Source organism: Enterococcus sp. DIV1059_2 (assembly GCF_051713685.1).
Classification (GTDB): Bacteria; Bacillota; Bacilli; order Lactobacillales; family Enterococcaceae; genus Enterococcus_D; species Enterococcus_D casseliflavus.
Genome location: NZ_JBIOQK010000001.1, coordinates 1,269,853 through 1,288,688, shown reverse-complemented (window position 1 = coordinate 1,288,688; position 18,836 = coordinate 1,269,853). Strand labels below are relative to the sequence as shown.

Annotated in this window: 20 protein-coding genes and 1 riboswitch; of the genes, 4 read left to right on the top strand and 16 right to left on the bottom strand. The window is 43.9% G+C overall.

All coding sequences use genetic code 11. The features are described from left to right. The first annotated feature begins 80 nt into the window (after positions 1-80). From IGI72_RS06030 to IGI72_RS06020, 3 genes are all read left to right on the top strand, one after another. The gene (locus IGI72_RS06030; protein WP_159160333.1) at positions 81-503 is read left to right on the top strand and encodes a VOC family protein; all 423 of its coding nucleotides are present in this window, start codon (positions 81-83) and stop codon (positions 501-503) included. Positions 504-726: 223 nt separating this feature from the next. After that, positions 727-915, top strand: a complete 189-nt coding sequence (locus tag IGI72_RS06025; RefSeq protein ID WP_005225554.1) for a hypothetical protein — start codon at positions 727-729, stop codon at positions 913-915. Positions 916-1,319: 404 nt separating this feature from the next. Then, positions 1,320-2,171 (top strand): Rgg/GadR/MutR family transcriptional regulator, encoded by an 852-nt coding sequence (locus tag IGI72_RS06020; RefSeq protein WP_015509338.1) that lies wholly within the window; start codon positions 1,320-1,322, stop codon positions 2,169-2,171. 73 nt (positions 2,172-2,244) lie between these two features. On the opposite strand, the gene IGI72_RS06015 is transcribed toward IGI72_RS06020, so the two are convergent. The 4 genes from IGI72_RS06015 to IGI72_RS06000 form a co-directional block, all read right to left on the bottom strand. Next, positions 2,245-3,471 carry a glycoside hydrolase family 3 protein gene (locus IGI72_RS06015; RefSeq protein WP_438753423.1) on the bottom strand — a complete coding sequence of 409 codons (1,227 nt, stop codon included), beginning with the start codon at positions 3,469-3,471 and terminating at the stop codon, positions 2,245-2,247. A 130-nt stretch (positions 3,472-3,601) separates the two neighbouring features. Next, complete coding sequence (locus IGI72_RS06010) at positions 3,602-4,132, bottom strand: folate family ECF transporter S component (protein WP_005225551.1); 531 nt, start codon at positions 4,130-4,132, stop codon at positions 3,602-3,604. 26 nt (positions 4,133-4,158) lie between these two features. Then, positions 4,159-4,260: riboswitch (THF riboswitch) on the bottom strand. Positions 4,261-4,492: 232 nt separating this feature from the next. Beyond that, a complete protein-coding gene (locus IGI72_RS06005; RefSeq protein WP_005225550.1) occupies positions 4,493-4,675 on the bottom strand; it encodes a hypothetical protein in 183 nt (60 codons plus the stop codon). A 31-nt stretch (positions 4,676-4,706) separates the two neighbouring features. After that, a complete protein-coding gene (locus IGI72_RS06000; protein ID WP_413152798.1) occupies positions 4,707-5,972 on the bottom strand; it encodes an MFS transporter in 1,266 nt (421 codons plus the stop codon). Between the two features lie 222 nt (positions 5,973-6,194). Between IGI72_RS06000 and IGI72_RS05995 the strand changes: the two genes are divergently transcribed. Then, on the top strand, positions 6,195-6,851 hold the full coding sequence (locus tag IGI72_RS05995) for a Crp/Fnr family transcriptional regulator (RefSeq protein WP_008378905.1): 657 nt from the start codon (positions 6,195-6,197) through the stop codon (positions 6,849-6,851). A 56-nt stretch (positions 6,852-6,907) separates the two neighbouring features. Here the strand turns inward: IGI72_RS05995 and IGI72_RS05990 are convergent, their stop codons facing one another. The 12 genes from IGI72_RS05990 to IGI72_RS05935 form a co-directional block, all read right to left on the bottom strand. Continuing rightward, positions 6,908-7,300 carry an OsmC family protein gene (locus IGI72_RS05990; protein WP_002307605.1) on the bottom strand — a complete coding sequence of 131 codons (393 nt, stop codon included), beginning with the start codon at positions 7,298-7,300 and terminating at the stop codon, positions 6,908-6,910. Next, a complete protein-coding gene (locus IGI72_RS05985; RefSeq protein WP_428209444.1) occupies positions 7,297-8,187 on the bottom strand; it encodes an ATP-binding cassette domain-containing protein in 891 nt (296 codons plus the stop codon). Before IGI72_RS05985 ends, IGI72_RS05990 begins: the two co-directional genes overlap by 4 nt. After that, on the bottom strand, positions 8,187-9,065 hold the full coding sequence (locus IGI72_RS05980) for an ABC transporter ATP-binding protein (protein WP_060791841.1): 879 nt from the start codon (positions 9,063-9,065) through the stop codon (positions 8,187-8,189). Before IGI72_RS05980 ends, IGI72_RS05985 begins: the two co-directional genes overlap by 1 nt. A 3-nt stretch (positions 9,066-9,068) precedes the next feature. Beyond that, positions 9,069-9,899: an ABC transporter permease gene (locus IGI72_RS05975; RefSeq protein ID WP_010747808.1), complete on the bottom strand. Its 831-nt coding sequence runs from the start codon at positions 9,897-9,899 to the stop codon at positions 9,069-9,071. Further along, the gene (locus IGI72_RS05970; RefSeq protein ID WP_002307597.1) at positions 9,899-10,858 is read right to left on the bottom strand and encodes an ABC transporter permease; all 960 of its coding nucleotides are present in this window, start codon (positions 10,856-10,858) and stop codon (positions 9,899-9,901) included. Before IGI72_RS05970 ends, IGI72_RS05975 begins: the two co-directional genes overlap by 1 nt. Before the next feature lie 72 nt (positions 10,859-10,930). Next, entirely contained in the window at positions 10,931-12,511 is a 1,581-nt protein-coding gene (locus tag IGI72_RS05965; RefSeq protein ID WP_368263984.1) for an ABC transporter substrate-binding protein, read from the bottom strand. 51 nt (positions 12,512-12,562) lie between these two features. Continuing rightward, positions 12,563-13,393, bottom strand: coding sequence for a MetQ/NlpA family ABC transporter substrate-binding protein (locus IGI72_RS05960; protein ID WP_002307592.1), 831 nt, complete (start codon positions 13,391-13,393; stop codon positions 12,563-12,565). Positions 13,394-13,649: 256 nt separating this feature from the next. Continuing rightward, positions 13,650-14,744, bottom strand: a complete 1,095-nt coding sequence (locus IGI72_RS05955) for an aminotransferase class I/II-fold pyridoxal phosphate-dependent enzyme (RefSeq protein ID WP_413152796.1) — start codon at positions 14,742-14,744, stop codon at positions 13,650-13,652. Beyond that, a complete protein-coding gene (locus tag IGI72_RS05950) occupies positions 14,734-15,933 on the bottom strand; it encodes a MalY/PatB family protein (protein WP_413152795.1) in 1,200 nt (399 codons plus the stop codon). The genes IGI72_RS05955 and IGI72_RS05950 overlap by 11 nt, the downstream gene beginning before the upstream one ends. Next, positions 15,923-16,891, bottom strand: a complete 969-nt coding sequence (locus tag IGI72_RS05945) for a homoserine O-succinyltransferase (RefSeq protein ID WP_413152794.1) — start codon at positions 16,889-16,891, stop codon at positions 15,923-15,925. Before IGI72_RS05945 ends, IGI72_RS05950 begins: the two co-directional genes overlap by 11 nt. Before the next feature lie 399 nt (positions 16,892-17,290). Then, complete coding sequence (locus tag IGI72_RS05940; RefSeq protein WP_413152793.1) at positions 17,291-18,061, bottom strand: C39 family peptidase; 771 nt, start codon at positions 18,059-18,061, stop codon at positions 17,291-17,293. 138 nt (positions 18,062-18,199) lie between these two features. Beyond that, positions 18,200-18,811: a hypothetical protein gene (locus tag IGI72_RS05935; RefSeq protein ID WP_005225537.1), complete on the bottom strand. Its 612-nt coding sequence runs from the start codon at positions 18,809-18,811 to the stop codon at positions 18,200-18,202. Positions 18,812-18,836: the final 25 nt, after the last annotated feature.

Genomic DNA, 18,836 nt, shown 5'->3' with positions numbered 1-18,836 from the left:
AGCTTTGCTTCAATACGAAAATTTCTATTGACTTTGACGCTGCGTCAAGCGGTATCCTCTAATTAAGAGGAGGTGTCAAAATGAAAGTATATGTTATGCCAATGTTTTATCAATTGAAGACAAAAGATATTGAACAATCATCAAAATGGTTTGCAAAAATCTTGGGTTTCCAGTCATTGTATCAGTTTCGCAATCAAGAAAATCAAGTGACGATGGACCATCTGCGTCTTGCTGACTACCAAGATTTGATGCTGATTGCCGCAGACTCGTTCACTGTTGGCGATGGGGCAATTTTGAATGTAGCGATGATTGATCTTCAGAATATCGCTCAGAAAATTCCCGAAAAGTGGATCGTAGAACCTTTGATGGAAAAGCCGTGGAATGCCCTTGAAATAACCATCAAAGACCCCAACGGTTATTTGTTTACCCTAACAGAGGCGATAAGAAAAAACGAATCAGACTTTCAAACCTTGATGGACCAAACCAAGGATTACTTACAATAAAAAGGAACCGAGTAAGAAGGATGGCTTTCTTACTCGGTTCCTTTTTTATAAAACTTGATTCTGGCAACAATGACAAAAACGAACGCTCCCTAAATTTTACTAGGAAGCCTTTTCCCCATCAGATATACCAATATACCTTTTTAGTATATTTTTAAATATTGAAGGTAATTATTAACACACTCAACTCAGAACATGCTACACTATTTAAAAAGGAGGAGTTCCTATGGAGAAGAAATCGCAGCTTCCGTGGTACAAGCGCAAAAAGTTCTACCTTCCAGTTGCCGTCGTCCTCGGCGTGATTGGGGTTCTTCCCAGTCTCGTCTCTCTTTTCGGGGTCTCGATCGATGATGAATTCAATCCTGATTACTATTCTGATCCGAATGAACCAATGTTCAAGAAAAAACAAAACTGACTGTTGGGATGCCGTATGCAGGTTTTTTGACCAACAAAAAAAGAGCAATCACTCGCTGTTGTGTTTGCTCCTTTTTTAAAAGGGATTCGGCAGACCTACGCACCTTGACAGGGTAAGCTGTTTGGGGAGAGGGCGTTTGAATGCGCGAATGAACAGTAACTTATTACGTGAAACCACTTATACTTTTTTCCTGTTAAAAAATCAATTGCTAACCAATCACAAAGGATCGATTATTTGAAGAAAGAAAAAACGTTAGCCATTAGTTCTACAACTTCCCAGGGAAAACTAAAAAAATCAAACATCCATTTCTCCTCCTTTAATTGACTTTCTTCAAGTTTACCCGCAAAATAAAGCTGTAACATATTTGGACTATTTTTCCGTCCACTTTTTTTAGGAGGGATTTTTTGAAGGCCAATGACTTGTTAAAAGAGTTACGAACGGAACGAAATATCTCACAGCGAAAATTGGTTGAGAACATTTCAGAACGCAGTACACTGGCAACCTTTGAACAAAAAGGGCACCGCATCGCCTTTGATATTTTGCACCAGTATTTGGACCGCTTAAATGTCACTTTGGAGGAATTTGAGTATCGCTTGGATGACAATCAAGTCAGCGAGAAAAAGCAGCTATCCAAACAGTTGACCACCGCTTACTATGAAAGCAAGTATTCTGAAGTCCTCTCTTTGATTAACAAAGCCCAAGCGCTGTATAAAACCACGAAGGATTTCTTCTATTATGTCCTGTATAGTCAATTCTTTTTGATTTTAGAGAAAAAAGGCGTGGTTACCGACGAGGAAGAACGGTGCATCATCGAAGCGACCATCAAGAAATACTTGGAACGCATCGACACGTGGGGAAAATTTGAAATCTCCTTATTTACCAATCTGCTCTTCCTCTTTTCTGACGAGTACATCTTGTATCAAATGAAACACCTGAATAAAAAAATTTTTTACAGCAATGCGTTAAGTATTAATTATCAAATCTACACAAAATTGCTGACGAATGCGGCTTTCTTGTTTATCGATCGCAAAAAACCTGCCGAGTTGGCGCATGTGCTGACGTATCTAGCCGATCACCTGCCGCCGGACAATGATCGTATCCGCTTGATGATTCGTTATTTCGAAGGCATCTACGCCTTGTTTCAAGGAGATCGTATGCTGGGAATGGCCACGATTGAAAAAGCACTGGATTATCTGCGTTTTATTGGGCAAGAAGCCTTTGCCAAAGAATTAGAGGCACTGGCTCAGAGTATCTAAAAAAAACCTGCTGCTTCCTCTCAGTAAGAGAACGACTCTCTTACACGGAGGAAACAGCAGGTTTATTTTTTTCTTAAAGTAAATGCAATGCTTCTTTCCAGAGCAAGACCCGTTTGACGGAAGCATTCAAATCAGCTTCTAAATAGCGGCCATCTTCAACCGCTTGTACCACAAAAGGAATCTGTTCTTGATAGGTAGAGGAGATCACTAGATCATTTCCCGCCTGCAACGCCTGTAATGCGGCTTCTTTTTGCGGAATGAACTCAGAAAGTCCTGCCATATCCAAGTCATCCGTCATGATGACCCCTTTAAAATGCAATTCATTTCGCAGCAGCTCATGCACGGGTTTTGAAATAGAGGCGGGTACGGTCTTATCGATACTATTGACGATCGTATGGGCGACCAAAATACTGTCGGCACCAGCTTTGATCCCTGCGGCAAAAGGCAGAAAATCCGTTTCCCGCAGTGCAGATAGCGGGCGGTCATCGGTGACGATTTCGACATGCGAGTCACGATTGTTGCCATAGCCAGGAAAATGCTTCAAGGTAGACCCAACGTGGTGTTTCTGTAAAACATGAACCACACGTTCTACAAACGCACTCGTGCCCTGCGCATCCATGCCAATGGTTCGGTCGTAGATAAAGGACTGCGGATCAGTGGAAACATCGGCAACGGGAAACAGCCCAGCATTGATGCCATAAGCTTTTAAAATTTCCGCTTTCTTTGCTGTATCTTCTTCGATCGCTGACCATCCACCTTGGGCATACAGCTGTTGTGGTGAGAGAAAACGCTGATCCGTAAGGTTCGGATTGCGGCTGATGCGAGTCACTGTGCCCCCTTCTTCATCCATACCGATCAACAGCGGAATGGCGCTGGCTGCTTGGTAATCTGAAATTTTCTGTTTCAAGCTCGCCGCCGTCTCATTTTCGGTATCACGGCCGAATAACAGATAGCCACCAAAGTGATACTTTTGAAGCTCTTCGATTTGATTGCTTTCTGGTACACGCACAAAAAACAATTGCCCGACCTTTTCCTCCAAACTCATCGTGGCGATTTTTTCTGCTATTGCCTCTTCTGGCTGTTCTTGCGTGGAAGTTGAAACAGAAGCTGACGTGGAAACTGAGGTGGGTTCCTGACTTTCCCTGCTTTCTTCCTGTGTTTCGTCCCTCAAGCTGCTTTGCTGGATCATGGCTGGCTCTTCGGTTTGCTGTTTTTGCTGTTCTATCATCCACTTCATCCCTCCCATTGCTGCTAAGACCAAGAAAAGAAACAGTCCCATAGCGAGTCCTTTTTTATTCATAGGTTCCCCTTCCCCTCTAAACAAGTTATTGAGAATGATTAAGCCAATCCTTAGAAAGAAAAAAGTGAACCACTGACGAAATATTCGCAGATGATTCACTTCAATGGATGTTATCGTTCTTTTTTACTCGTTAAACGAACCGTCGGATCAGCCGTTTGTATGGTACCGCACGCCCTACGATGTAAATCAACGCAGTTTGTATCGGGAACATGATGACTGCTTTTAGCAAGCGGACCGACCAGATCGCCCAGCTTGTCAAAGGAATATTCAGCATCATAGCTAACCAGATCGGTGTTAAGATCAAGGTTATTAAAAGTGTATTTAACAAGACGACCATCGCCGCTCGTTTTAATGTGACTTCTTTCCGATAAAAGAAGTAGCCATAAATCAGTCCACCAACGAAGGCATTGATGGTAAAGCCGAAAAAGTAGGCTGATTTTGGAAAAATCACCATTCCTGCGATATCGGCTAATGAGGAGCCAACTGCTGTCCAAAACGGACCAAACAGCATACCCATGATCAGCTGTGGTACAAAGGAAAATGTGATTTTGATATAGGAGGTTTCAAACCCCAAGATTTGCGACAAGACGACCATTAAGGCAATCAAAAGTCCCATGACCGCAATCATGTGTGCATCGACTTTTCTTTTCATAGCGAGCATCTCCTTTTAGAGTTGCTACAAATTCATGCAGCGAATGCGAAAATAAAACCGCGAACGAATGATCGTTCTTCGTCCGAAAGGCAACATCCCATCCTTTCAGCACTTAACGCTTTATTTCCTACTCTGATTTTTTTTAGGTATTGCTACCCAGACACACTATAGCATACAAGCGCGGACTGCTACAATTTTTCTTGCTTATTTTCTTGTACAAAATCTGCCAATGTTCGCTTTTCTTTTTTTGTGCATCAAAAAAACGCTTTTCTCATGTGAATCTTTCTACCACCAGTAGGTGAGCAGGAAACATTCTCAAAAAAAAGCGTTCATTCCTGTTTCTTGTTTCCTTTCAAGCCTTATGACAATTTACCCAATCAGATTGTCATTGATCAATACCGATTTGATGTCGCGTAATTGATGATCGATAGCAAGCTGTTCATGGGTCATTGTTGCGGTGACCTCTTTCATGGCATGCATTTCTTCATTCAATTCGTTGATATTCGTTACTAATTTGTTCAATGCTTCAATAATCAATTGATTGTTATCCATGGTGAAACACTCCTTTTTGTAATGGTTGAGGTTAGTCTTCTTCGTTGATTGGCTGCTTCATCGTACCAACGGCGGCAACTGCGCGTTTCGTTTTATAAAACAATTTGTATAAAACAAGAACGACGACTGGGATCAGTCCGCATAAGATGTAGATTTGCGAATAATCAAACAGACCGTGTAAGCTTCCTAGTGCATAGGGACCTACGCCTAAGCCGAGATCCAGCCCGATGAAATAAGTGGAGAGCGCTACACCGACACGGTGAGGATTGACTTCTTTCAGACAGACGGCTTGGCCATTGGACATGAAGGTGCCATAGCCCAAGCCGACAAAGCAACCCGCAAGCAACAACATCCAGCTGTTGCCAGTAATACTCAATAAGAAAAGACCCAGGGTCAAGAATAGAAAGCTGGGATACATGACTGCATCTGCGCCATGGCGGTCAAACAGTTTGCCCGTCATTGGCCGTGTGAAGGTCACAGAAAGTGCATAGACGATGAAGAAAAAGGCACCGGCCGTTTCCAACCCAAGGTCACTGGCGTAGATCGACAAGAAGCCGAGAACGCTGGAATAAGCCAACCCGATCAAAAAGGCAATCCCAGAAATGAAAAAAACTTTTGGTTCGACAAAACTTTTGACGGACCATTTTTGCAGCTGTGCTTTGTGTTCTTCCGTCAATGGGATGTTTTTGACTGGGAACCAGAAACAAGCGATGGCTGTTGCGATCGATAAAATAGTTGCTAACCAAATAATGAAATCAAAGCCGACCGTCGGTAGTAATAGCATACCAATAAAAGGTCCGACCGCCGCTGCTAAACTAGTACTTAATCCATAGTAATTGATCCCTTCGCCATGTTTGGAAGCTGGGATATAAGCGGTGACGATCGCATTAGCCGCAGTCGAGACGGCACCATAAGCAAAGCCATTGAAAAAGCGCACCGCATCTAAAATATAAATGTTGACTGAGACCAAATAAGCAGCGGTGGTAATAACATAAAACACTATCCCCCAGCGCAAAACGGCTTTACGACCAACTAATTCTAAAATTTTCCCAACATACAAGCGAGCGATCAAGGTCCCGATAATGTAGATCCCCGCTGCCAAGCCAGCTTGTGCAGTGGATGCCCCTAACTCCTGCGTGGCAAATTTCGCGGTGATGACGACAAAACAATAATACACGAGAAAGACGATAAAATTGATCAAGGTAATCGTGATAAACCCTTTGTTCCATAGTTTTTCATTTTTAGTTGACGGCAACGAGCTGACGACTCCTTCTTGATTGGTTTCCCTATCTGACATGTTTCTTCCATTCCTCCTGTTTGTGCTGTGATGCGTTTTACTATACCGAAACTTCCTCTGCTTGAAATGCGCTTTTGCTGTTAAAAAAAAGCATTAACAAGAAACATTAACATTTGTTATTGCTTTTTCACCAGAAATGTCTTTTAATGAAGCATGAATAGAGGAAATTTCAGATTTTTTTCAGAAAATGTTGGGTTGGCATGAAGTGAAGGAGTAACGTGGGTGGAGAAACAGATATTACGTGATTATTTAGAAAAACAAGCAATACCGGTCGTTATCCGTAAGAAAAAGAGTTACTTGACATATGAAGGCATCCCGGATCGCTACGTCTATATTTTAAAAAAAGGCATCATCAAAACTAGCGTAGTGACCCATGAAGGGCGCGAATTCAACTTGCGCTATTTGACGGATTTTGAGATCGTCTCTTTGTTTAAAGACGAATCCTCTCAAGAAGTCGAAGCCCCTTTTAATGTGCGGGTTGAATCAGAAGAAGCCGAATTATACAAAATCGTGCGGGATCAATTTTGGGCAGATGTCAATCGTGATCGCCTGCTGCAGGATTATGTCAAAGAGTATTATCGAAGAAACTTGATGGATACGATGAAAAAGATGCAGCAAATGCTGATGAACGGCAAATTTGGTGCTGTCTGTACCCAAATCAATGAGCTGTATGAAACGTTCGGAATCCAGACAACAGATGGTGTCTTGATTGACTTTGAAGTCACCAATGAGGAGATCGCTCGCTTTTGCGGCATTACCTCTGCCAGCAGTGTCAATCGAATGATGCAAAAATTACGAGAATCTGGCGCCCTAAAAAGTGTCGATCGCAAACTATTAGTGACAGATATCGACTTTATTCGGGAGAATATTATTTATTGATCAAAAAAAAAGACTTTGTACGCCTATTGGTTTCAGGCACACAAAGTCTTTTTCGATTAAATAAACGTCACTGTTTCCGTCACTTCGATCGCTGGATCTAATGATTGGATCACGGGGCAATTTGGTGAAACGAGTTTTAGGCAACGGGTCGCTTTGTCATGGTCGGCTTCAGCGATTTTCGCATAAAACTGAATGTGGATAGCACTGACTGGTTGGGCTTTTTTGTTGTCGTCTCGGTCATAGCTGACTTCGATCTTTTCGATTTCTGCTGTGATTTTTGAATTCTCTAGGACGGATGCGTATACATAGCCGCCGCAAGCAGCGACCGCACTCACCAGCATTTGGACTGGCGAATAGCCTTTTTCCCGTGCTAACACCCAATTGCCAGTTGGGGTCGTCATTTCAAGTTTGTCGCTTCCTTGATGGATCGTCAATGTTTCTACTGTCATCGTTTTTCTCTCCTCACAAAATGATCTGGTTCAACTTCGACCCATTCATACAATGGTGTCAAAGTAATCGTGCTTTGAATTTCCGTTTGTTCCATCGCACCTCTTGCTAACACAGGATCAGCGATCGGCGCTGCTGCTAATAATTTCTTCGTGTAAGGATGCAGCGGATTGTCAAACAAACGGTCGGTGGGTGCCAATTCAACTAATTTCCCTTGATACATGACGGCTGTTCGGTCACTGATATGACGAATCACGGACAAGTCATGGGAAATGAACAAATAAGACAATGAAAACTCTTTTTGCAGACGCAGCAGCAATTGGATGATCTGAGCCTGAATGGAGACATCTAATGCCGAAGTCGGTTCATCACACAAGACGAACGCCGGGCGATTGACCACCGCACGAGCGATGCCGATCCGTTGCCGTTGTCCGCCGCTGAAACTGCGGGGCAGTTTATGGACATCATCACCCGTGATCCCGACGATCGCTAAGATTTCTTTGGCTTTCGCTCGGGCAGCATCTTTCGTTTCATGATACAACGGCTCCATCACCAGTTCAAGTGCCGTCATGCGGGGATTCAATGATGAATACGGATCTTGGAAAATGATCTGCATTTGCTGATACGCTGCTTTGCGATCTTCTGCCGTCAATGCTGCTAGCTCTTTGCCTTCAAAGAAAATCTCCCCGCTTGTTAAGGTCTCTAAATTTAAAATACTGCGTCCTAAAGTGGTTTTCCCACTCCCAGATTCCCCTACTAGCCCCAATGTCTCGCCCCGATGGATCGTTAGGCTGACATCTTCGACCGCTCGGACTTCACTGACAGTACCGCGCCAGTTTTTGCTGCGAAAGGTTTTCGTCGCATGTTCTACGCGAATCAGTTCTTTCATTATTCTGTCACCTCCTGATTGCGCCAAACGCGATGGGTCTTAGATAACTGCGTTTCTTGCAACTCATCTGCCAATGTCTCATGATAGTCAAAGACTTTTAATTCGGCATGCTTGTCGCCTAAATGGGCCGCCTGCAATAATTGTTTCGTATAAGGATGCGCAGGTTGATAAAAGATTTCTTCTGTGGTGCCTTCTTCCACGACTCGACCTTGATACATCACTTTAATAAAGTCGCACATTCCTGCAACGACCCCAAAGTCATGGGTCACAAGGACGACGGAAAGCTGGTTCTCTCTTTGCAGGTTTTTGATCAAGGCCAAAATCTGTGCTTGGATCGTCACATCTAAAGCCGTCGTCGGTTCATCTGCGATCAGCAATTTCGGTTGCGCCAATAAAGCCATGGCGATCATCACCCGCTGACGCATTCCCCCTGATAGCTCGTGGGGATATTGTTTCATACGTTGTGCTGGAAAAGGTATGCCGACTTTTTCTAACTCTTTGACGGCGATTTCTTGTGCTGCTTTTTTCGATACGTTTTGTGAGCGGCGAATCACTTCGATCAAATGATAGCCAATCGTACGCAAAGGATTTAGCGAAGTCATCGGGTCTTGAAAAATCATGGCGATCGGTAATGTTCGACGATCGGTCACTGCTGCTCCTTCAAATGTATAACTGGCATAGTGATCGGTCACCTTATCAGGCAAAAGATCCATGACACTTTTCATGGTCATACTTTTGCCACTACCAGATTCGCCGACGATCCCAACCACTTTGCCTTTTGGAATCACTAGATCCAGCTTTTTGACTAACGGTTTCGGACCGGTTTTGCTGTGAAACGTCACATTCAACGCTTCGATCGCTAATAATTCTGTCTTCATCGGTCACACCTCCCTTTGTAAGACATGTTTGATCATGTCGCCGATGTTGTTGAAGGAATAGATCGTGAAAATAACAAAGAGCCCTGGAAGGATCGCCATGTATGGTGCCCGCTGCAAGCTGTTTTGCGCATTTTGCAACAGACTACCCCACGAAGCCATCGGCTGCTGAATGCCTAATCCGAGGAAGCTCAACGCTGATTCGGTCATGATCGCTCCAGAAATACTTGCGGATGCCGCAACGATCAAGGTTGGCAGTACTGCTGGGAAAACATGCTTCACGATAATACTGAATGAAGAACGACCGATAAATTTCCCGTAAGCAACATACTCCCGTTCTTTCGCTGCTAACGTTTCACCACGAATCAAACGAGCGATGTTCATCCATGAAAACCCGCCGATCACAATAATGATCGTGGTTAGTCCAGGACGTAAAAAGACGCTCAAAACGATCACTAACACCAGCCAAGGAATTGATGACAACACATCGACGAGCCGCATCAGCAAGTTATCGATCCATCCGCCAAAGTAGCCAGAAACAAGACCGACAAGGGTCCCGATAAACGTCGCAGTGATCATTGCCAACACACCTACAAACAAGGACACCCGACCGCCGTAGACGACCCGAATAAAGTAATCCCGCCCCACTTCATCAGTCCCAAACAAATGAGCCCAGCTCGGTGGCTGTGACATGTTGCTGACATCCGTTGCATTGGGATCGATCGGGATCAAAGGCGCAACGAGCGATAGCACGATCAATAGGGTCAAGAAAACGACAGAAAAAGTATAGATGGGCGAAGCAAGCATGACTTCACTGATTTTTTTGAAACGTTTCATTACTTGCTCCCTCCTTTGCGGATACGTGGATCAACAACGGAATATAATACATCCGCTAACAAATTCCCTAAGATGACCAGTGTTGCTGACAGCAGCATGATCGCCATGATCACAGGATAATCGAGGCTTTTCGTTGCACTCATCAAGTAAGGTCCGACGCCCGGCCAGCCGTAGATCGTTTCTGTGATAATCGCTCCTGTGACCAACATCGGTAACGCCAAGCCGATTTGGGTGACAACGGGAATCAAAATATTGCGACTGATGTGACGACTGAAGATCTGCCATTTGCTGGCGTGGAATGCCCGTTGCACCATCACGTAGTCTTCTGATACTTGCTGAGTCGCTGATGCCCGAATATACCTTGTCAAATCTGGGAAGAAGGCGACAGTCAATGTGATATAAGGCAAAATAAAGTGCTGCAGAAAATCGCCAAAATCCCCTTCTTTGCCGACTGTATACATGCCAATGATCGGGAACATATTCAATAAGTAACCAAATACATAAATCAAGATCATCGCAAACCAGAAGGTCGGCACGGCGATCCCTAGAGATGCTACAGCGTCAATGATCCGATCCCAAATCTTTCCTTTGTTGGCAGCGGCTAACAGACCTAAAATGATCGCCAGCAATAAAGCCGTCAAATATGCAGGGATCACTAGCCGCATCGTATTCGGGATCCGAGTCGCAAGTTCTTGTGAAATGCTGCTTTGAGAAACCAACGAAAAGCCAAGATTACCAGTAAGAACATTTCTGATCCAAAGAAAATATTGAACCAAAAAGGGTTGATCCAAGCCATAGCGCTGCCGCAACAGATCGATTTGCTCTTGTGACATATTCGGTGTCGTGATGGAATCGATCACATCATACGGGGCGATATGTATAAGTGAAAATACGATAAAAGAGATCACAAATAGCAAAGGGATTGCTTGCAATACTCGTTTTGCAATATATCGAAACATAATTGACCTTCTTTCTTTTTCATAGAAAAAAGCTGTGATAAAAAAGATTCCTCTTTATCACAGCCAATGGATTTACTTGATTGTCAATTTAGACATATCTTCGAATGTATAGATTGGGATCAAGCCTGCATCTTCTACATTACCAATTCGGTTATTGACCGCTAAGATTTTCTTGTTGTCAACGATTGGGTAAATGATCGCTTCGTCAGCAATGGCTTTTTGCAGATCATCGTACAATGCTTCACGCTTGTCTGTGTCCAATTCAACTGCTGCTTGCGCAAACAAATTGTCAATGGTTTCGCTATTGCTTTGGAAGTAGTTGGCACTGCCGCCAGTTTCGAATAAACTGCCGTATAAGTCAGGGTCATTCCCCATGATATACCCGCCAAGGAACAGGTTGTATTTCGTTGAATCAGGTTTTTTCAACTCAGTGAAGATCGCAGTACCATCGCCCCCTTCAAGGGTAACTGTAATGCCTGCTTGTTGCAATTGTTGTTGGATCAACGTAGCTTGGATCGTTTGAGCTGGGTCAGTTGAGTTGAACGCCAAGTTCAATGACAAATCAGTGACACCTGCTTCTTGTAAAAGCTCTTTTGCTTTTTCAGCATTTGTTTCATATTTCTCGACATCTTCGGTGACGTATGGATTGTTCGGTGGTAAGAATGAATACGGTGTTGCATAATAGTCTTCATCTAAATACGCTGCTTGATTTAATTCATCTTTGTTCAAAGCATACAAGACTGCTTGACGAACCTTCACATCTTGTAATGCATCTGAATGAGTATTTAAGCCTAAGTATCCGATGCGGTTTTCTGTATAGGGATAAACAGAAATTTGCGTATCATCTAAGTCTTCAATATCTGAAGGCAAAACAACGGCTGCGTCAACTTCCCCTTTTTGCAAAGCAACTTTGGCCGTATCAGTACTTTCAATGATCCGCAAGGTCACGTTTTGAATCGAAGGCTTGCCGCCATAATAGTTTTCATTGGCTTCAAAAGTAAAGTACTCACCACGTTTGTATTCTTTCAATTGATATGGACCCGTACCAACTGGTTTTTCAGGCAGTTCACTGACCGAAAAGTCGCTAACATCTTTAAAGATGTGCTCTGGAATGATGTATGTTTCGGTTGCGATATTGCTGATTGCTGCTGCACTCGGTGTTGGCAACACAAATTTCACGGTGTATTCATCCACTTTTTCGATCGCGATCGGCTGGTCGTCGACCCAAAGCGAATCGGCATTGCCGTTTTCTTTTTTGACTTTTTGTTCATACGTGAAAACAACGTCATCGGCGGTAAAATCTTCGCCATCTGACCATTTGACATCTTGTTTCAAATGCACGGTCAATGAAAGGCCGTCTTCCGCCGGTTCCACTGATTCCGCTAACGCATTTTTCGTCGTTCCATCTGCTTCCACTGTAACGAGTGGAGAATAGATCATGTTTGTCACTGTCAAGCCCCAGCGATCACTGGTGTTGATCGGGTTGGTGGACGATGGGTCCCCGCTGATGGCATAAGTGAATGTTGCATCATCGCCAGCACCAGCTGCACTACTGGTTGCCGTTTCCTCTGTATTTGATCCACCGCAGGCTGCTAGAACGAATCCTAGTCCGACGACGGCAACACTTGCTAAACCTTTTTTCCAATTGATCATTTTTCCATCCTACTTCCTGTTCCTATATAATTATAGTAGATTTTTTGCTTTTTATTCCCAAACAGGGATACTTGATTTTTTGGTAACTTCGTCAATAATTGCTTTTACTTCATCGGTCTGATAATACGCTACGACCGTTTGGTACACATCATTTTCTGCTTCGTCTGCTCGCGCAGCAATGACATTATAATAGGGCGTGGAGGAGTCAGCCACAGGTTCTAAGAAAATCGCATCTTCTGTAGGAACCAAGCCAGCATCGACTGCCATGCCGTTGTTGATCAAAGAGATGTCGACATCGGTCATTGCCCGAGCCGTTTGATTGGAATCAAGCAGCTCAAATTTCAAGGCTTTGGGATTCTCAGTGACATCACTGGTTGTTGGCAGTAACCCTTTTGATTCATCCAAAGTGATCAAACCGGCCGTTTGTAAGAGTAATAGTGCGCGGCTTTCATTTGACACATCATTGGGTAAAGCCACCGTAGCACCATCTGCCAATTCGCTGACATCAGTGATTTTATCGGAATAAATACCAAGTGGGTTTAATGTCGTATACGCAATCGTCGTGTTGGAATAACCACTTTCTTCGTTGACATTATCCATAAAAATTTCCGTCAATGCTGCGTGAAGATCGATTGACCCATCCTCTAGTGCGACGATTGGTTGGCGATAATCGGTGAACTTCACCAGTTGCAAGTCGATATTTTCGTTTTCCTTCAATTCTTCTTGCACATGTTCCCAGGCTTCATTTTGTTCGCCAACGACACCTAATTTGACGACGGTCGTTTCTTCATCCGCTTGGTTGGTGCCACAGGCAGCCAAGCTAAACAAGGCAAGCAGCCCAATCACTCCTGTCGTCAACACATTTACTACATTTCTTTTCATCCCTTTTTTCCCCTTTTGTTCCCTCCTCAGATCAATCGTCCTATTTCCTTGTCGAATGGCCCAACTAGACCAATTTCCCCTCTGTTTCTCAAAACAACCTACTTTTTCAAAAGAGAAATGGTTAATCCCTGTTGCCGTCAACCGAAAACATCGGACTCACTATTCATATGTAGTGTAACTTTATCCTATACAACTAAAACTGTCAATAAAATTACTCTACAAAAGTAAGTTTTTCACTAGCTGATCTGTGGTTGGGTTATTTGAATATCTTCAGTGCATTTTCTAAGTCATCAATCAAATCTTTACTACTTTCGATCCCAATGGAGATCCGTAAAAGATCCGGCGTCAATCCATAAGATTCTCGTACCTCTTGAGGAATATCTGCGTGGGTCTGTGTCGTTGGATACGTGATGAGACTTTCCACACCACCCAGGCTTTCCGCAAAGGTAAAGACCTTTAATGCCGCTAAGAAGTCGCTGATTTTGGTTTCATCAAGCACCCGAATACTGATCATCGCCCCTGCATTTGGGTACAGCACCTCTTTGATCGCCGGATGGGCTCGTAAAAAGCGGCCAACTTCCTTGGCGTTGGCTTCTTGCCGTTCGAAGCGCAACGGCAGCGTCTTTAAACTTCGGATGAATAACCACGTATCAAAGCTGCTCAAGGTCGGGCCTGAAGTATTGGCTAAATAATTCAAGCGCTCCCCTACTTGCGCATCTTTGGCGATGACGACGCCAGCCAAAATATCATTGTGACCTGATAAGAACTTGGTGCCTGAATGGATCACTAGATCCGCGCCTTCTTCTAAGGGCAACTGCCGTAACGGCGTCAAAAAGGTGTTATCTACGATCAGTAGCGCCCCATGGTCGTGAGCAAGCTTGGCGGTTTCAGCAATATCCGTCACGGTCATCAAAGGATTCGTTGGGGTCTCTAAAAAGACAGCCGTTACCTCGTCAGTTAGTTTTTCACTTAATTCTGTTACAGTGCTGAAGGTATCGAAGAATGCCCGTTGGCTTTTTTCCAATTCCGCAAAATAGCGAAAGCTACCGCCATACAAATCACGAGAAACCAAAAAGCGACTCCCGCTGGTAAATAAGTCAAAAATCAAAGCGATCGCACTCATGCCAGAGCTGGTCACTACTGCCCGAGCTCCTTTTTCTAATTCAGCAAGACCTGCTTCTAAGATATCACGGGTCGGGTTTTTGGTACGGGTATAATCATAGCCAGTACTTTGCCCTAACGCAGGATGAGCAAAGGTCGTGGAAAGATAGATCGGTGGGCTGATCGCCCCAGTTTGCTGATCCGAATGATTGCCTAATTGTGCCAGAAAAGTTGCTGTATCAATCGTCATGTCGTTCCTCCTTTTTGATTGCCTCGATCATGCGATCAAGGGCTTCTTGAATGATCGTCGGTGTTGTCGCAAGATTCAGACGAATCAAGCCCTGACCGTCTTGTGAAAACCATTCCCCATAGTCGACTGCCAGACCGGCAGCATCTTGGATCACGTGCTTGGTTCGTTCTTTGGCAATGACTTGCCGCAGATCGACCCAGAGAAGATAGGTTCCTTCTAATGGCAGGAGCTCAATTTTGGGAAATGCTGCTTGCAGTTGCTGGCGGACCATTTGTTCATTGGCAGCAATCACCAAAAGCAGGTCCGCTAGCCATTGATCCCCCGATTCATACGCGGCTTTCGCAGCAGTTAGACCGAAACAATTAACTTCCGTCTGCTTGTATTGCCGACACCACGCTTGATAGGTTGTGCGCATCTCTAAATCTGGAATCCAAACGTGAGACAGCAATAACCCTGCTAAGTTGAAAGTTTTTGAGGGCGAATCCAGGACGATCAATTTTTCAATGCCTAAACGCTGCGCCACTGTTATTGCTGAAACAAATTGCTGCTCACCGAGTATCAGCTCACGATGGATCTCATCGGCGATCACGACAACCTCATGTTTTTGGCAAATGGCCAATAACTGATGCAATTCTTTCTCTTGCCAGACCCGCCCTACTGGATTGTGGGGGGAGCAGAGAATAAATAGTTTCACTTTTTCTTCAATGATTTTGGCTTCAAAAGCAACAAAATCGATTTGATAAGAATTCCCCACCTTTTGCAAGGGTGCTTCTATCAAGCGCCTTTTCGTCTCTTTGATGCTGTCAAAAAAGGGATAATAGACGGGCGGCTGGATCAAGATGCCATCGTCTGGTTCTGTGAAACAATGAAGCAAATCAACCAAAGATTGGACGACCCCTGTGGAAAACGAGAGCCATTTTTCTTCGAATTTCGTCCCCCAGTGGCGATCTTGCCAAGCTTGATAGGCTAAAAAATAGCCTGAGGGGGGAATCGCATAGCCAAAGGTTCCTTGAGCAACCAGTTGCTGCAAGGCTTCTTCCACTGCCTTTGGTGCAGCAAAATCCATATCAGCTACCCATAAAGGCAAAAGCTTTTCTCCTTGGAACCGTTGATCCACAAGATCCCATTTTAAAGAATCAGTGCCTTTTCGCTGTCTAGCATAGTGGGAGAGAAAATGCTCAATCGTCATTGATACTCACCCGACCTTCTGGCTCACTGCCAATTCGGTAACCTTCTTTCGTCGGCGTGACGGACAGGTCATACGGCGTTCGCAAATAGGTTTCATTGATCCAATTGCTGAAAAACAAAGAGGCATGTCCCCGCCAACGGTTGGTAATTTTACCGCCTAAACGGTCATAGGCAAAGTAATTTTTGGGCAATGCGGTAGCTAAGCCCCGTTCCATGTCTCGCAAGTACTCTTCATTCAAGGTCGTTGTGTGGTATTCAAAATGTCCTAGCAAGAAGGCATTTTTATGATCTTCTGATACGAAGATGGAAGGCCCTGTTTCAACACCCGCTGCCAAGATTTCTAAAGGCGCTTGGGTGAGCTGACCTTCATCGATGCCAGTATAGCGCGAATGGGGCGTATAAAAGACGTCGTCAAAACCGCGAACGAGCGGATGAAAATGCGTGACTGCTTGTTCGAAGACACCGAACAACTTGCTTGGGTACAACACTTTGTCGATACCATAATGGTAATAAAGACCTGCTTGTGCCCCCCAACAAATATGCAGGACTGAAGTGCAATTCGTCTGGCTCCAATCCATGATCTCTTGCAGTTCTTGCCAATAATCAATGGCTTCAAAGGCCATTTTTTCAACAGGGGCACCAGTGATGATCAAGCCGTCGAATCGTTGGGACTGGATCACTGAGAATTCTTGATAGAACTTTTCCATGTGATCGACAGATGTGTTTTTACTTTCGTGGTACTTCATTTTCAGTAAAGTTACTTCAATTTGCAGCGGACTTTGGGAAAGCAGGCGCAGCAATTGATTTTCTGTGGCGATTTTTTTCGGCATTAGATTGACGATTGCGATCTTCAAGGGACGAATCTCTTGTTTCGCCGCTTTATGCTGCAGTAAGGCAAAGACATTTTCTTTTTGCAGGACCGCTGCAGCGGGTAGTTCTTTGGGAATAATGATCGGCATTGCTTCAACTCCTTACAGTTAAATTTCTTGTTGAAGAGAAGGCGAATAGTTTCAGCTGTGAAAAACAAAAAAAGCCGCCCTTTTATCCTTACGGATAAAAGGGACGACTTGATGCGCGTTACCACCCTAATTCGTGCTATTCTCACAAATAACACCTCAACAGTACACTATGATACTTGGCGCTGTAACGGGCGCATGCCGTTTTGCTGGCGTGAACCAACAAAAAAACTCAGAGCTCATCTTCACTGATCACCGCATGTCTCCTTTTTCACCAACCGGAGTCTCTGTACCTTTGTTGATCTGCTACTCTTCTCTTCAACGTTATCGATTTCTTTGTTTAATTTTAAAAAATTATAATTGTTTTTTCATTTACTGTCAACGGCAAGTTAGGGGTTTTTCTTAGATTTCTTCTAAATATAAGTATTGCTGACCCATTTTTTCATAGATCGCTGCTAAGTCTTCTTTGCTGACTTCACGATCCTTATGCCCATAAGGGTCGTTGACATACATCGCATCACCATCGATGCCAGTGATCACCACCGAATGGATCAATGCCGTCACAAGGATTTCGCCATTTTGGGTATTCCATTGAAAGAAATCCGCATCGGTAGGTACTTGTAATTCTAACGTCGCAATCATCCAAACTGGTTTCCCAGATTGTAGTACTTTGACGATCTCATCAAAGCTTTTGTCTCGTCCACTAACAACTTCGTATTGCTCTTTTACAATCCTTTCGGCGACATCGGTGATCGGTTCTACGTCAACCCCCATCGCGCTATCACCGCCATAGATGTTTCCAACAAAGCCTTCTCGCGGATCTCCATGGTGATAATAATCCTCATAAAGCGGGACATACGCTAATTCTTCCGCCAATTGATTTTTATTGGTATCAAATCCGTAAAAATTCAAGAGCATCGATAAAGCCGTTACCTCACAGCCATTCCCTAACGCCACTTCATCGAATTGATTTTCTAACGGAACATCCAATTGAATAACCTCACTGTATTCAGGCTCTGGTGTTTGTTCTTCATCCGAAAGTGCTAGTGTCAATTCATCCTCTATCTTTTCAAAGGGGGACTGCCCGTTCTTACTGTCATAAAAAATCAGCAGAAAGAAGAGCATCAAGACGAACATACCTAAAAGTAACCGTTTTAACTTTTTCTTCTTCATCTACTTCCTCCTCTTGTATATTATAACTTATTTCTGTTTATTATTTCACTATAATAAACTTTTTAGGAAGGAGTATTTTCTTAATCTAAACACAAAAAAATAGACCCGTTTAGGCAGCGGGTCTATTCAAACTGGCGCTTATGCCGCTTTCTTCTGTTTCTGAATAAAGCGTCCTTTTGCTTTCGAAAACGAACGAATATCAAATTGTTTGCTTAAGGCACCTGCAACAAAATAAGCCAAATTGAAATCGATCAAGCTATGGATCAAACCGCCGATCCCCATCAAAACGAACAAGAAATAGTAGAAATTACCATCGAATGCGGTCCCTGGTACATTTCCTGTGAAGTAAAAGGCGGCAACGACTGCCATTTCTACGGCAGAATGGATCAGTCCGATAATCAAGTTAAAGCTCTGAAATTTGATATTCAATAAAGAGGGTTTGCCATTTTTTAGTAAAATATCTGGGTGCTTCTGTAAATAAAAGGCACCGATGACGGCAAAAACAACATGGGACAATGCCCGTAAAGCAATGATTGGTGGCAGTGTTAAGAAAAAACCAAAGGTCGTTCCTAAAGCTACCGCGATCGCCATCGCAGGTGAAAAGAACATCGCCACAAAGACGGGCACATGGCTAGCTAAGGTAAAAGATGCTGGTCCGATGACGATTTTGGGCATTACCATGGGAATGACGATCCCCATGCCGATCAACAATGCAGCGATCGTTAAATGGCGGATGGAATGATTTTTCATTTATACTCTCTCCTTCAATGTGTCA